The sequence below is a fragment of the Dactylosporangium sp. NPDC051541 genome (assembly GCF_044454505.1).
Lineage (GTDB): Bacteria > Actinomycetota > Actinomycetes > Mycobacteriales > Micromonosporaceae > Dactylosporangium.
The window spans coordinates 130310-142385 of record NZ_JBITDU010000022.1 but is presented as its reverse complement, the minus strand read 5'-3'; the positions used below and the strand labels follow the sequence as shown (position 1 = coordinate 142385).

The 12076-nt window shown below is 73.4% G+C and carries 15 protein-coding genes; 3 read left to right on the top strand and 12 right to left on the bottom strand.

Annotation, left to right across the window (positions count from 1 at the left end; genetic code table 11):
• Positions 1-15: 15 nt before the first annotated feature.
• Positions 16-522 (bottom strand): SigE family RNA polymerase sigma factor, encoded by a 507-nt coding sequence (locus ACIA8L_RS50725; protein WP_395916612.1) that lies wholly within the window; start codon positions 520-522, stop codon positions 16-18.
• Between the two features lie 166 nt (positions 523-688).
• The gene (locus tag ACIA8L_RS50720; protein ID WP_395916610.1) at positions 689-1495 is read right to left on the bottom strand and encodes an SAM-dependent methyltransferase; all 807 of its coding nucleotides are present in this window, start codon (positions 1493-1495) and stop codon (positions 689-691) included.
• Positions 1496-1644: 149 nt separating this feature from the next.
• Here ACIA8L_RS50720 and ACIA8L_RS50715 point away from each other — a divergent pair, with 149 nt between their 5' ends.
• A complete protein-coding gene (locus tag ACIA8L_RS50715; RefSeq protein ID WP_395916607.1) occupies positions 1645-2604 on the top strand; it encodes a GlxA family transcriptional regulator in 960 nt (319 codons plus the stop codon).
• Positions 2605-2861: 257 nt separating this feature from the next.
• Here ACIA8L_RS50715 and ACIA8L_RS50710 read toward each other — a convergent pair whose 3' ends face one another.
• From ACIA8L_RS50710 to ACIA8L_RS50680, 7 genes are all read right to left on the bottom strand, one after another.
• A complete protein-coding gene (locus tag ACIA8L_RS50710; protein ID WP_395916605.1) occupies positions 2862-3281 on the bottom strand; it encodes a hypothetical protein in 420 nt (139 codons plus the stop codon).
• Positions 3278-3973: a class I SAM-dependent methyltransferase gene (locus tag ACIA8L_RS50705; RefSeq protein ID WP_395916603.1), complete on the bottom strand. Its 696-nt coding sequence runs from the start codon at positions 3971-3973 to the stop codon at positions 3278-3280. The genes ACIA8L_RS50710 and ACIA8L_RS50705 overlap by 4 nt, the downstream gene beginning before the upstream one ends.
• A complete protein-coding gene (locus ACIA8L_RS50700) occupies positions 3970-4749 on the bottom strand; it encodes a DUF2071 domain-containing protein (protein ID WP_395916601.1) in 780 nt (259 codons plus the stop codon). Before ACIA8L_RS50700 ends, ACIA8L_RS50705 begins: the two co-directional genes overlap by 4 nt.
• A 12-nt stretch (positions 4750-4761) precedes the next feature.
• Complete coding sequence (locus tag ACIA8L_RS50695; RefSeq protein ID WP_395916599.1) at positions 4762-5664, bottom strand: DUF3419 family protein; 903 nt, start codon at positions 5662-5664, stop codon at positions 4762-4764.
• On the bottom strand, positions 5657-6028 hold the full coding sequence (locus ACIA8L_RS50690; protein WP_395916597.1) for a DoxX-like family protein: 372 nt from the start codon (positions 6026-6028) through the stop codon (positions 5657-5659). The genes ACIA8L_RS50695 and ACIA8L_RS50690 overlap by 8 nt, the downstream gene beginning before the upstream one ends.
• A complete protein-coding gene (locus ACIA8L_RS50685) occupies positions 6025-6651 on the bottom strand; it encodes a TetR/AcrR family transcriptional regulator (RefSeq protein ID WP_395916641.1) in 627 nt (208 codons plus the stop codon). Before ACIA8L_RS50685 ends, ACIA8L_RS50690 begins: the two co-directional genes overlap by 4 nt.
• Before the next feature lie 102 nt (positions 6652-6753).
• Positions 6754-7482: a lysozyme gene (locus ACIA8L_RS50680; protein WP_395916596.1), complete on the bottom strand. Its 729-nt coding sequence runs from the start codon at positions 7480-7482 to the stop codon at positions 6754-6756.
• 135 nt (positions 7483-7617) lie between these two features.
• Between ACIA8L_RS50680 and ACIA8L_RS50675 the strand changes: the two genes are divergently transcribed.
• Entirely contained in the window at positions 7618-7770 is a 153-nt protein-coding gene (locus ACIA8L_RS50675) for a hypothetical protein (RefSeq protein WP_395916594.1), read from the top strand.
• A 3-nt stretch (positions 7771-7773) separates the two neighbouring features.
• Here the strand turns inward: ACIA8L_RS50675 and ACIA8L_RS50670 are convergent, their stop codons facing one another.
• The 3 genes from ACIA8L_RS50670 to ACIA8L_RS50660 all read right to left on the bottom strand — a co-directional run bounded on the left by ACIA8L_RS50670 (position 7774) and on the right by ACIA8L_RS50660 (position 9235).
• Positions 7774-8115 carry a hypothetical protein gene (locus ACIA8L_RS50670; protein WP_395916593.1) on the bottom strand — a complete coding sequence of 114 codons (342 nt, stop codon included), beginning with the start codon at positions 8113-8115 and terminating at the stop codon, positions 7774-7776.
• Positions 8112-8639, bottom strand: a complete 528-nt coding sequence (locus tag ACIA8L_RS50665) for an SRPBCC family protein (protein ID WP_395916592.1) — start codon at positions 8637-8639, stop codon at positions 8112-8114. The genes ACIA8L_RS50670 and ACIA8L_RS50665 overlap by 4 nt, the downstream gene beginning before the upstream one ends.
• A gap of 188 nt (positions 8640-8827) precedes the next feature.
• Positions 8828-9235 carry a Dabb family protein gene (locus ACIA8L_RS50660; RefSeq protein ID WP_395916590.1) on the bottom strand — a complete coding sequence of 136 codons (408 nt, stop codon included), beginning with the start codon at positions 9233-9235 and terminating at the stop codon, positions 8828-8830.
• Positions 9236-9356: 121 nt separating this feature from the next.
• Between ACIA8L_RS50660 and ACIA8L_RS50655 the strand changes: the two genes are divergently transcribed.
• Positions 9357-12062 (top strand): AAA family ATPase, encoded by a 2706-nt coding sequence (locus tag ACIA8L_RS50655; RefSeq protein WP_395916588.1) that lies wholly within the window; start codon positions 9357-9359, stop codon positions 12060-12062.
• The last annotated feature ends 14 nt before the right edge of the window (positions 12063-12076 follow it).

Here is a 12076-nt window from a genome sequence, read left to right as displayed (position 1 = left end):
TTTCGTCGATGCGGTTCAACGAAGGTATCCCCTTTCGGTGTGGGCCGGCGTTCTCGCGAGCTGCTCGCGGAGCTTGTCCAGGGCGCGCATCGCCTGGGTGCGCACCGTCGCGGTGGAGACCTGGAGGATCTCGGCGATGCGTTCGTCGCTGAGATCCTCGTAGTAGCGCAGCGCGATCGTGGCCCGCTGCCGCGGCGGCAGGTCGGCGATGAGCCGCCACGCCGAGTCCCGGTCCGCCGCCTCAGCACCCAGGTCGACCCGGTCGACGCGGTCACCGACGGTGCCGGTCACGATCTCCCGCGACGACCGCCGCCGCCACCAGGTGATCTTGGTGTTGATCAGCATCCGGCGCAGGTACAGGTCCGGGTCACCGGACTCGGTGATCCTCTTCCAACGCACGAACGCCTTGCCCAGCACCTCCTGGACCAGGTCCTCGGCCAGGTGCCGATCCCCGATCAGCAACCGCGCCAGCTGGACGAGGCGCGCGCCCCGCAGCCGGACGTAGTCGTCGAACGTGATCACTCGGCCTCCCATCTCGTGTGTGCGCCTCTCACCCCTGCACCACGATCTGGAGGGCCGCTGCCGTTGCACGCCCCGCCGGCCAGTTTCCGCCGCGCCCCAGCGATATCTCCGGGTGCGGCGAAGGCCGGCTCCATCGTCGTCCCGCTTCAGTCACGCGCAACCCGGTTCAGGGGATGCGGGCGACCCCGCCGTCCAAGATGATCCGAGCGGGGTCCGGGGGCACGCTACCCGGCTCCGGCCGCCAGTGCCCGATCGGTACGACTCCCGGCTCGACCAGGTCAAGGCCGGTGAAGAAGCGGGCGATCTCGGCTCGGCTGCGCTGGCGCCACTGCCCGTCCGACTGCCGGTCCAGCTCCTCGACGGTCGCACGATCCAGCAGTTCGTCGGTGGCGTGGGAGATGACCAGATAGCTGCCGGCCGGCAGGGCCGCGGTCATCCGGGTCACCAGGCCGTACGGGTCCTCGAAGTCGCGGATGAAGTGCAGGACGGCCAACATGATCAACCCTACGGGCCGGCGCGGGTCGAGGACGCCGTGGCGGGTGCCGGCTTCGAGAATCCGTTCGGGCTGACGCAGGTCGGCCTCGAGGTAGTGGGTTCCGGTCTCGGGCGCGGCGGCCTGCAGCGCGGCGGCGTGCGCGAGGACGATGGGGTCGTTGTCGACGTACAGGACGCGCGCGTGCGGGTTGCTCCGTTGGGCGACCTGGTGCGTGTTGTCGGTGTCCGGCAGGCCGCTGCCGATGTCCAGGAACTGTCCGACGCCCGCCTCAGCGGCCAGGAATCGCACGGTGCGTGCGAGAAACCGGCGGTTCTCGCGGACCGAGTCGCGGATTGTCGGGAACGCGGCCGCGAAGGCGTCACCCGACGCTCGGTCGGCCGCGAAGTTTTCGGTGCCGCCCAGCCAGTAGTTGTACCGGCGCGCGGGGTGCGCCACTCCGGTGTCGAAGCGGCTCAGCGGACCGTGTTCCTCATGCATCGTGCCTCCTAAGGGTGGGATCGATCGATGGGCAGCCGGCCCGCGGCGAGTGGCACCCGGCCGGCGCCGATGAGTCAGGCCGTGCGGTATGGGCTCCCCCGGGTCGGCGACGCGAAGGTCGGAACCAGCGGCCGCGCTACAGTCGGGCCGTGTCGCGCCATCGGATCGTCGTGCTGCTGTTCGACCAGGTGCTGCCGCTCGACTTCGCCATCCCGATGCACGTGTTCGCCCGGGAGGCGCCGGCGTTCTACGACGTGACGACCGCGACCGTCGACGGCCGCCCGGTCGCGGCCGCGGGCGGGCTCCGGCTGACACCCGACGGAGACCTGCACGCGCTGCGCTCGGCCGACACGGTGGTGATCCCCGGCTACGCCGACGCGGTGAACACCATGCTCGATGCGGTGACGCTCGGGGCGCTGCGCGCGGCGGCGGGCCGCGGCGCGCGGATGGTGTCGATCTGCTCCGGCGCGTTCGCGCTCGCGCAGGCCGGGCTGCTGCGGCGCCGGCCGGCCACGACCCACTGGGCGCTGTGCGCGGAGTTGGCGCGGCAGTTCCCGGACACGGCCGTCGACCCCGCGGCGCTGTTCGTCGACGACGGGACGGTGCTCACCTCGGGCGGCGTGCTGGCCGGTGTCGATCTCGCGCTGCACATCCTGCGGCGTGACCTCGGTCCCGCGGTCGCCAATCAGGTGGCCCGGCGCATCGTGGCCCCGCCGCAGCGCGAGGGCGACCAGGCCCAGTTCGTCGAGTCGGCGCCGGTTCCGCCGGGCGACGACCCGATCGCGGCGGCCCAGCAGTGGATGCTGGCGGTCCTCGACCGGCCCGTCACCGTGGCGCAGATGGCGGCCCACGCACGACTGTCGCCGCGGCAATTCCACCGCCGCTTCGTCGACCGGACGCAGCTGACTCCGCTCGTCTGGCTGCATCGGCAGCGCATCGCGCGGACGAAAGAGCTGCTGGAGACGACGAGCCTCACGGTGCAGGCGATCGCGACCCGCGTCGGGCTCGGGACGTCGGCGAACCTTCGGCAGCATTTCCGGCGGGCGATGAGCATCTCGCCGACCCGGCACCGCCGGCTGTTCACCCACGGCGGCGCCCGCCGGCCCTGAGCATCACGCGGCCGCGGCGGCCGCGATCAGCGCGGCGGTCTCGTCCGGGCGGGTGACCGGCGCATCGGTGAGCGCGCCGTGCACCAGCACGATCGTTGGCCGCTGTTCGGTCATGCATCGATCATGGGATGCCGCGGGCGGTCCGAATAGCGGCAGAAATGACGTAAACGGCAAGGATGCTGCCGTGCACGCGCCGCCGATCGCACACCGTCACCAGCATCGCCGGGGCGTAGCTCCCGACCGGCGGGGTCACGAGATCAGCGGGTCGCGAGCGCGGCCGTGAACACGGCCAGGATCCAGGTCCAGAGCACGGCGAAGCCGACGTACCCGGCGGTGTGCAGGCGTGAGTCGCGCCAGGTCCGGGCCGGGAACGCCACGAACTGGGCCAGCCAGCGCAGGCCCCACACCGCGCACTCGGCGACCAGGATCGCGGTCGCCGTGCGGCCGGGCGCCAGCAGGTCCGCGGCCAAAGTGAGCGGAGCGAGACCGAGCAGGACACACATGACACCGATGAAGAACGTGTGGGTGTACAGCACGTGCCGGTTCAGCGGCCCCACGCCGGACAGTTCGCGGCGCCAGGCCAGCGCACGCGGCAGCGCCACGTGGCCGAGGCCGAGGGCTACCAGCGTGGCCCCGGCCAGCTGCAGTTGCCCGGTGACGGTGAGCAGGCTCGTCATCGGGCCAGTACCAGGGCCCGCACGAGCGGGGTCATCGTCGTCTCCCGCACCCGGGCCAGGCCGGCGCCGGTGGCGAGGCGCAGCCACTCGGCGCGGGGGTAGAAGTGCCAGGCGCCCGGGCCGTAGACGGCGATGTTGGCGGCGTCGCGGCAGTGTTCGACCAGGACCAGCCGGCCGCCCGGGCGCAGGACGCGGGCCAGCTCGGCGAAGACCGCCTGCCGCTGCCGGCTGTCGCGGACCTCGTGGGCGGCGAACGCGGCGAAGACGGCGTCCTGGGAGGCGTCCGGCACCGGCAGCCGGTCGGGGCGGCCCGCCACCGTCGCCGAGGCGGGTGGCACGTGGGCGCGGGCGCGGCGGATCGACGCCTCGCTGACCGCCGGGTCGAAGAGGTCCACGACGGTCGCGGCCCCGGCCGGGTAGCGGCCGGCGAGGGTGGCGCTGATCTCGTCGAGGCCGGTGCTCAGCACCACGTAGCGCTCCGGTGGGGCCGGGAGGAGGTCGGTCGCCCAGGTCCACCGGTAGAGCGGCGAGCGGTCGTAGACCCACCAGGTGGCGGCGAGCCCGGCGGCGACCCACACCGCCAGCCCGGCCGCGGCCGTGCGCACCAGCGGGTGCGGTGTCGCGAGGCCGGCGGCGACGGCGAGCAGCGCGATGAGGTACTTCGGCCAGTTGTACCGGATCACGGCGATCATCGGGCGGCTCCTTCGAGGGTGCGCCGGGAGCCGCGCTGCCAGCCGTAGTCGAGGTCGGCGACGTGGAAGGCGTTGGCGAGCACCGGCTCGGCGGCGGCGAACGGGCCGTGGCGCCAGAACGTGAGGCGGGGCACCTCGAGCTCGACGGGCTGCGGCTGCCAGGCGGTCCGCTCGGCTTTGACGACGACGATCGAGTGGGTCGCGGTCTCGAAGTCGAAGGTGTAGGGCAGCGGGCCCGCGAACCGGCGGGCGGCGGCCAGGTCGGCGAACGGGGAGCCGGGCGGCGGCGTGTCCGGCGGGTCGCCGAGCCGCGCGGTGACGGTCAGGTCGGCGCGGCCGTCGCGGCTGTCCACTGTGGCCTCCAGGTGGTCGGGCCCGCTGCGCAGGGCGATGCGGGCCAGGCGGTAGTGGTAGCGGGTGAGCAGGTTGCCACCGGCCGCGAGCAGCCGCCGGTCGGTCTGGCTGTGCAGGATGTAGAGACCGCGCATGGTGCGCCCGGCGGGCGTCGGGAAGCGGGCCAGGATGCGGTATCCGGTCAGGACGCAGTCGATGCCGAGCGCCGCGGGGACGCCGGCCGGCCGCAGCCCGCGCACGGACACCAGGCCGACGGCGACGAAGGCGTGCTCGGTGCCGCCGGGGTCGCGGTACACGTCGGGCTGGAGCCCCGGCGGGAGCGCGCGGCGGGCCAGGCTCGGCGGCACGGCGTAGGTCAGGACCAGCGAGTGGCCGAATCGGGTGCGCATCGGCAGCGGATGGCGGCGCAGCGCCTCGAGCATGAGCGTCTCCCGTCAGAGATCGACCGCGACAGTGGCGCCCCACAGCAGCGAGCGGTCGGGCAGGTGCCGGCCTGGCAACGGGGAACTGTCGCGGAATGTGCGCAGAATGGCAGTACCCCCGAAGCGCACTGCATGTCGCAGGGCTTCCACGAGGTCCACGGCGAATGCGGGCGGTGGCCCGTCCAGGACGTTGGAGAGCGTCACGGCGTCGTAGGTCCCGGCCGGAACCTGACGCAGGTGCGCGACGACCTCGGCGCGCACCCAGTCCACATCGGACGGTTGGGCCGGGGCGACGGCGCCGGTGTCGCCGAGCAGCAGCCGCCGCGCCCACGGGTTGGTGCGGTTCGGATAGCGGCCGAGGCCGGCCTCGAGTCGCCGGCGCAGCGCCCGGTCGAACCGCGGGGGGATCAGGTCGGCCAGGCCGGCGCGAAACCCGCGGTCCAGCACGGTGGCGACCGGCCGGGTCGAGCCGAGCGCAGTGAACATGAGCGCCCGCAGCATCGGCCGGTCGAGGTGGCGGCGCCAGTGCGCGGCCTGCGCGGTGGGGTCCTCGAGGCCCAGGAACTCCTCGAGGGCCGCCCGCCGCCACCCGGGCACCACTACGGCCGCGGATCGACGGGCAATTTTCAGGATCGATTCGGCGGTACCGTCGGCCGCGCGCGCTCCACCGAGCCGTCCCCGGGCGTAGGCGAGCTGCGCGGCACTGACGTCGACGGCGGTGACCCGGTGCCCGGCCGCGGCGAGCGCCGCCACCGTGTCCCCGGCCGAAGCGATGGCCAGCACCCGGCTGCGGGGCGCGAGCAGGCCGAGTTCAACGGCATGGTCCTCGTACATCCGCCCGAACATCACCCGCGCCGAGCGGCCCGCGGTGAGCCGCCCGGCCAGCCAGGGATTCGGCGTGCGGGTCTCAGGCACGGCGGGCCCGTTCGGGCAGCAGCCACGCGGCCGCGAGCAGGGCCGCGTTCGCGGTCAACATCCGCCCGGGCTCGTCGATGTGGCCCGCGCCGAACAGCAGCCCGCCGGCGTTGAACGCCACCAGCAGCACCGTCTGCACGGCCGCCGCGGCCCGCCCGGCCCGGCCCCAGATGACCCAGCCCGCGAGCGCGGTCTCAGCCAGGCCGATCAGGACGAGCAGCCCGTCCGACCATGAGCCGGCCCCCGGCACGCCGCTGACGATGGCGAGCTGGCCGGCGTCGGGCCGCACCAGCTTGCACCACAGCCCCTCGTAGAGCCAGACCGATGCGACGGCGCCGCGGGCCAGCCCGGTGACCGCGCTCATCGGGTGGCCTTGCGCAGCTTGGCCTTGAGCGCCCGGCGGGCGACCGGACCGAGGTCGTCGAGGACCTGGGTGAGCGCGGCGAACTGGGTCAGCGCGTCGATGGCCGCCGTGGCCCCGGCCTCGTCGACGCCCTCGTAGAGCTCGAGGCCGATGAACGCGGAGGCGACCAGCCGGGCCAGGCCGGGCCGGTCGAACAGGTCGGCGAGCGGCAGGTCGGCCAGGCCGCGGTCCAGGACCCGCTCGATCTCGGCGATCCACAGGCCGAGCGCCTCGGCGACGGGCCCGGCCAGCTTCGGATCGGTCTGCGCGCCGGCAAGCAGCTGCGCGAGCACGGTCACGTTGCCCTCGGCCCGCTCCGTCTCGTGCAGCTCGCGGCCGACGGCGAGCAGCTCGCCGAGGCTCGACGCGGCGTCGAACCGGTCGCGGTACAGCGCGACACGGGCCTGCGTCGCCTGCCGGCACGCCTGGGTGAGCAGCTGATCGATGCTGCCGAAGTGGTAGAAGACCAGCGCCTGGTTGACCCCGGCCGCGGCCGCGATGACCCGGGCCGAGGCGCCGGCCAGCCCCTCGGTCGCGACGACGCGCAGCGTGGCATCGACCAGTTTGCTCTTGGTGTCGGCCACGCCGCCCCCGTCCACGCCGCCCAGTTTGAGCGACTGCTCAAGAGCATAGCGCGACTTGAGCAGTCGCTCAACTGCCGTCCGGGGCGAGCTCCCAGACCCGGGTCAGCAGGCGCCGTTGCAGGCCAGGACCTTGAGCCGGTCGAGGGTGCCGTTCCACTGGTTGGAGTCGCCGGCGAAGGGACCGCTGCTGGAGTACTGCCAGAAGGACCACGTCGGCGCGCCGGCGGGCAGGGTGCCGGGGGTGCTGTTGTAGCGGGCGAGCCACAGTGGACTGCTGGCCCAGAAGCCGCTGTAGTTGCCAGTGCAGGTCACCCACCAGTCGGTGGTGGTGTAGATGACGGCCCAGCGGCCGGTGCGGGCGTGGTACTGGTTGAGAAAGGCCCGGATCCAGCTCACCATCGCGGACTGCGACAGCCCGTAGCACGTGGCGCCGTACGGGTTGTATTCGATGTCCAGCGCGCCCGGGAGGGTCTTACCGTCCTTCGACCAGCCACCGCCGTGCGCGACGAAGTAGTCGGCCTGGGCCGACCCGCCGCCGCCGTTGGGAATCGCGAAGTGATAGGACCCGCGGATCATCCCGATGTTGTAGGAGCCGTTGTACTGCTGGGCGAAGTACGGATTGGTGTAGTACGTGCCCTCGGTCGCCTTGATGTAGGCGAACCGCGAGCCGGCGCTCCACTGGGCCGACCAGTTCACGTTGCCCTGGTGACCGGAAACGTCCTGGCCGTACGTCACGGTGGCCGCCGCCGCGGGGTTGCCGCTGAGCAGCGCTGCGACCAGAACGGCCGCGGCCGACAGCGCCGCCAGCGCGCCGAGTCGTCGTGTGAACACGGTGCATCTCCTTCAGGGGTGCGGAAAGGATGGCAACGAACGCCATCGATTAACACCCGGACGGAAACGCCGATCAATAGACCTTCATCAGAGTTTAAGCGAGTTTTTAATATCCCCACCGTCGAGCCCTCACCGGTGGTGATCAGCCGGCCGCGCCGGCCCCGCACCGGCGGCCCGGCCCCCGTGCGCCGCTTCCTGCCCGACGTCGCCCTCCCGCTCGATCAGGCCGCCGAGGCCTACCGGACCACGGACGAACGCAACGCCGTCAAGGCCCTCCCGCCGCCCTGAGCGTCACGGTGCCGCGGGTCGTCGGCGCAGGACGTGGTAGGCGACCGCCAGGGCGACGCCGAGGACGACGATGGCGATCGCGTGCGCGGGGTGCAGGTTCTTCGACAGGCTGGGCGCGCGGTCCGGTCCGATCGCCCACAGGGCCAGGCCCGCCGCGTAGGCGGCGGCGAACGCGGCGGTCCACCAGCGCAGGGCGCGGAGGCGTCCGTTGCGCAGCACGGCGACCACGGCGATGGTGACCGGGACGACGGCCACCATGGCGAACTGCACAGCGACGAGGAACGTGGCCGACCAGGCGCTGATGATGAGGGGCCGGGAACGAGGGAGGGCCGGCACGGGGTTCACCGGCCTTCCGCGGTGGTCTTGAGGTCGGCCAGCCAGGCCTCGAGGCTGTAGCCGAGGTAGGCGGTGGAGGTCGCCACGTCGGCCTCGACCTGCTCGCCGGTCCAGGTCTCCTCGGTGCGCACCAGGACGCCGTCGGCGACCTCGGTGAACGTCCATACGTGCACGCCCATGTCGATGTGGACGCCTTCGCCGGTCCCCGCGCCGGTCCACCGGATGCACCGGCCCGTGGCCAGCTGCTCGACGGTGGACACGACGACCAGGGACGTGGCCGGGTTCAGCGGCGTCTCCGGAACCGGTGTCGTCCACCGGAACGCCGACCCGACCCGCAGGTCGCCCTCGTCGAGGCGCCGGCAGCCGGTGACCGCCGCCTGCCAGGACGGCCAGCGCTCGACGTCGGTCTGCAGGTCCCAGACGGTCTGCAGCGGCGCGTTGATCAACGTCTCGCCGCGGTAGCGGATCTTCGCCTCCGGATCGGCCCCGTGGCCGTCGCAGGTCACCACGGCCTGGTCGTCAGGGGATGTCACGTTGCTCCTCCCGTGTTCAGGTCGCTTGAATTGATCGACCAGTGGCGATAGGTGTGGCGCCTGCGTCACGGCGCGGGAGGGAATGGGCGCAAGAGACGGATGCCGTCCTCGGCCGGGCTGGCCTTCCACCTCGTGCGCCTCGTAGTCGAGGTTGCCGGGGTCGTTGCGCGACGGGGTGATCGCGGCGGTCATGTGGTTGTGGCGCTGCTGCCGAGATGGGTCGGGAGCGCCGCCATGAGCGCGGCCAGGTCGGGGTGCGCCTCGAGATGGCGTTTTTGCAGGTCGGCCACCTTTGCCGGGAAGTCGGCGTCGTCATCGTCGGTGATGTCGAAGGCCTCGAACTTCGCCATCAGGGGCAGCCCGTCGCGCTCGACGGCCAGGTGGGCGGGGTGGTTCAGGTACTCCCGATATCCGTCGAGATCCGGCAGGACGAACACGGCGCCGAAGTCGTAGTCGGCGCCGACATCGATGCCGACGACGAAGCTTCGCACGGCGGGGATTGCCGTGCCGACGGTCTGCATCAAGGTCAGCGCGCGCTGCACGACGTCGGCGGGCAGGCCGTCGCGCAAGGCGATGCGGTTGCCGTGGTAGATCACATCTGCTCCCGGTGACGCGGTCGGTGATGCGGTCCAGCCTGGCGGCGGCTCCGGCCTCGTCGCGTCGGTAGAACCTACTTACGTCTGGGTGCGGGCGTCCGGCGGTGGTTACCGTAGCCGGATGCGAATCTTTCCGCGCGGCGCTGCGCTCGTCGGCCGGGGTGCGGAGCAGCAGCGGATCGACGCGGTGATCGCCGCGGCCCGGGCCGGCCGCGGCGGTGCCCTGGTGCTGCGGGGCGAGCCGGGCGTCGGGAAGAGTGCCCTGCTCGGCTACGCTCGCGGTGCCGCGGACGGGTGTGCGGTCATGGCGGTGTCCGGGTCGCAGTTCGAGACGGAGCTGCCGTTCGCCGCCCTGCACCAGCTGTGCACGCCACTGCTGGGGAGGCTCCCCGACGTGCCGGTTCCGCAGCGCGAGGCGATGGAGGTGGCGCTCGGGCTGGCCAAGGGGCGGCCGGACCCGCTCGGCGTCGGACTGGCGGTGCTCAGCCTGCTCGCGTCGGCCGCCGGTGACCGGCCGGTGGTCTGCCTGCTCGACGACGCGCAGTGGCTGGACACCGCCTCAGCGGCGGCGATGACGTTCGTGGCGCGGCGCATCGGCGTGGAGCGCATCGCGGTCCTGTTCGCGGTTCGCCCGCAGGCCGAGGCCAGCGGTCTGGACGAGCTCCCGGCCCTGCCGGTGGACGGCCTGACCGCCGAGGACTCCCGAGCCCTGCTGTCGGCGTACAGCTACGTGCCCCTCGATCCGCAGGTGCGGGACCGGGTCGTGGCCGAGGCTCGGGGCAATCCGCTGGCGTTGCTCGAGTTCCCGAAGGGCGGCGGCTTCGGTCCACCGGACGCGCTGCCGATGGGGTCGCGGATCGAACGCGGCTACCGGGAGCGGCTGGCCGGCCTGTCCGCCGGCGCCCGGATGCTGCTGACCGTCGCCAGCGCCGACCCCACCGGGAGCGCCGCACTGCTGTGGCCGGCCGCCCAGCGGCTCGGCCTGCAGGTGCCGGCGGTCGCGGCGGAGGCGGCGGCGACGGGCCTGGCCGAGTTCGGCGCGCGGGTCCGGTTCTGCCATCCGCTGGCCCGCTCGGCGGTCTACGGCGCCGCCGACCCGCGGCAGCGCCGGGCCGCCCACCGGGCCCTGGCCGAGGTGACCGACGCGGCCACCGACCCGGTCCGGCGGGCGTGGCACCGGGCGCAGGCGGCCGCCGGCCCGGACGATGCGGTCGCCGCGGACCTGGAGCGTGCCGCGATGACCGCGCGGTCGCGCGGCGGGGTCCAGGCCGTCGCGGCGTTGCTGGAGCAGGCCGCGGCGCTGACGCTGGAGCCCGGCGCCCGGATCGAGCGCTCCCTCGACGCGGCCCACGCCAACCTTGACGCCGGCCGGTTCGACGCCGCGGCCGATCTGCTCGCGGTGGTGAACTGCCACCCGCTCGACGTCGCGCAACGGGCCCGCACCGAGCGGGCCCTGGGCGGCCTCGCCCTGATCCACCGCGACGACCGCAACGGCGCGGCGTTCATGCTGCAGGCCGCGCGCCGGCTGGCACCGCTCGACCCGGTCCAGGCGCGCGAGTGCCTCATCGAGGCGCTCGAGCTGAGCCTCTCCGCGGGATGCGCGAGCGCCACCTTGCCCGGCCTCCTCGAGGAGGCTGCCCGCACCCCGCGGACGGATCGGGAGACCGACGCCTTGGACGCGCTCCTAGCCCTGGTCGACGACGGGCACCGCAAGGCCGCACCGCTGATGCGCTGTGCCCTCGAACGCGCCGGCGAACCGCTGTGGCGGCGGTGGCCGTCGCTGTCCATCATGCTCGCCACGGAGCTCTGGGATCCCGAGGTGCACGCGGTGATCACCGCGTCGCTGCTGGCCGTCGGGCGGGCGTCGGGCGCGCCCATGCCGCTGCGGGTCGGGCTGGCCCAGGCGGCGCAGCAGGCGGTCCTGACCGGTGACCTCGACGCCGCGGTGGCCGCGATCGTCGAGGAGGAGGCCATCGCCGACGCGACGGGCGCGCCGCCGCTCGTGTATCACCGGCTGCAACTGGCGGCCATGCGCGGCCGGAAGGCGGACGTCGAGCTGCTGCAGCCGCGGGCCGGCGCGCCGGCCTCCGGGCAGCTCCGCGCCAACTTCACCTGGACGGCCGCGGTCCTGCACAACGGTCTGGGCGATTACCCGGCCGCACTCGACGCCGCGCGGAGCGCCACCTCCAGCGACGACCTCTTCCTCACCGGCATGGCCCTGCCGGAGCACATCGAGGCGGCCGTGCGATGCGGGGAGGAGCAGGAGGCGGCCGCCGCGCTGGACCGGCTGGCCGAACGGGTCGACGGCAGCCGCACGCCGACCGGCCTGGGGGTCGGTGCATACGCCCGGGCGCTTGTCACCGGCGATGAGGACGACTTCCGCGAAGCCGTCCGGTGGCTGCAGGACAGCACGCTGATCCCCTACCGGGCCCGGGCCCACCTGCTGTATGGGGAGTGGCTGCGCCGGCAGGGCCGGCGGCGCGACGCCCGGCGGGAGCTGACCACGGCGCACACCATGCTGTCCCGGCACGGCATCGAGGCGTTCGCCCGGCGTGCGGCCGATGAGCTGCGGGCGACCGGCCAGCACGCCCGCCGCCGCACCGCGCAGGGCCTCGACCAGCTCACGCTGCAGGAGCTGCACATCGCCCGGCGCGCGGCCGCCGGTGCGACGGCACCGGAGATTGCGACCCAGCTGTTCCTCAGTCCGCGCACGGTGGAGGCGCATCTGCGCAACATCTACCGCAAACTCGGCATCTCATCGCGGCGGCAGCTGCGCGAATTCGGGATCGCTCAGCATCCGCCGGGAGGTGACGCTGAGCGTACGTAGGTTCCGCCGACGCG

Excerpts from the sequence above, each read along its gene's own strand:
- ACIA8L_RS50705 (WP_395916603.1), bottom strand. The coding sequence starts at position 3,973 with ATGATCGCCGTGATCCGGTACAACTGGCCGAAGTACCTCATCGCGCTG.
- ACIA8L_RS50655 (WP_395916588.1), top strand. The coding sequence starts at position 9,357 with ATGCGAATCTTTCCGCGCGGCGCTGCGCTCGTCGGCCGGGGTGCGGAG.
- ACIA8L_RS50690 (WP_395916597.1), bottom strand. The coding sequence starts at position 6,028 with ATGAGCGCGGTCACCGGGCTGGCCCGCGGCGCCGTCGCATCGGTCTGG.
- ACIA8L_RS50720 (WP_395916610.1), bottom strand. The coding sequence starts at position 1,495 with ATGCATGAGGAACACGGTCCGCTGAGCCGCTTCGACACCGGAGTGGCG.
- ACIA8L_RS50700 (WP_395916601.1), bottom strand. The coding sequence starts at position 4,749 with ATGCTCGAGGCGCTGCGCCGCCATCCGCTGCCGATGCGCACCCGATTC.
- ACIA8L_RS50710 (WP_395916605.1), bottom strand. The coding sequence starts at position 3,281 with ATGACGAGCCTGCTCACCGTCACCGGGCAACTGCAGCTGGCCGGGGCC.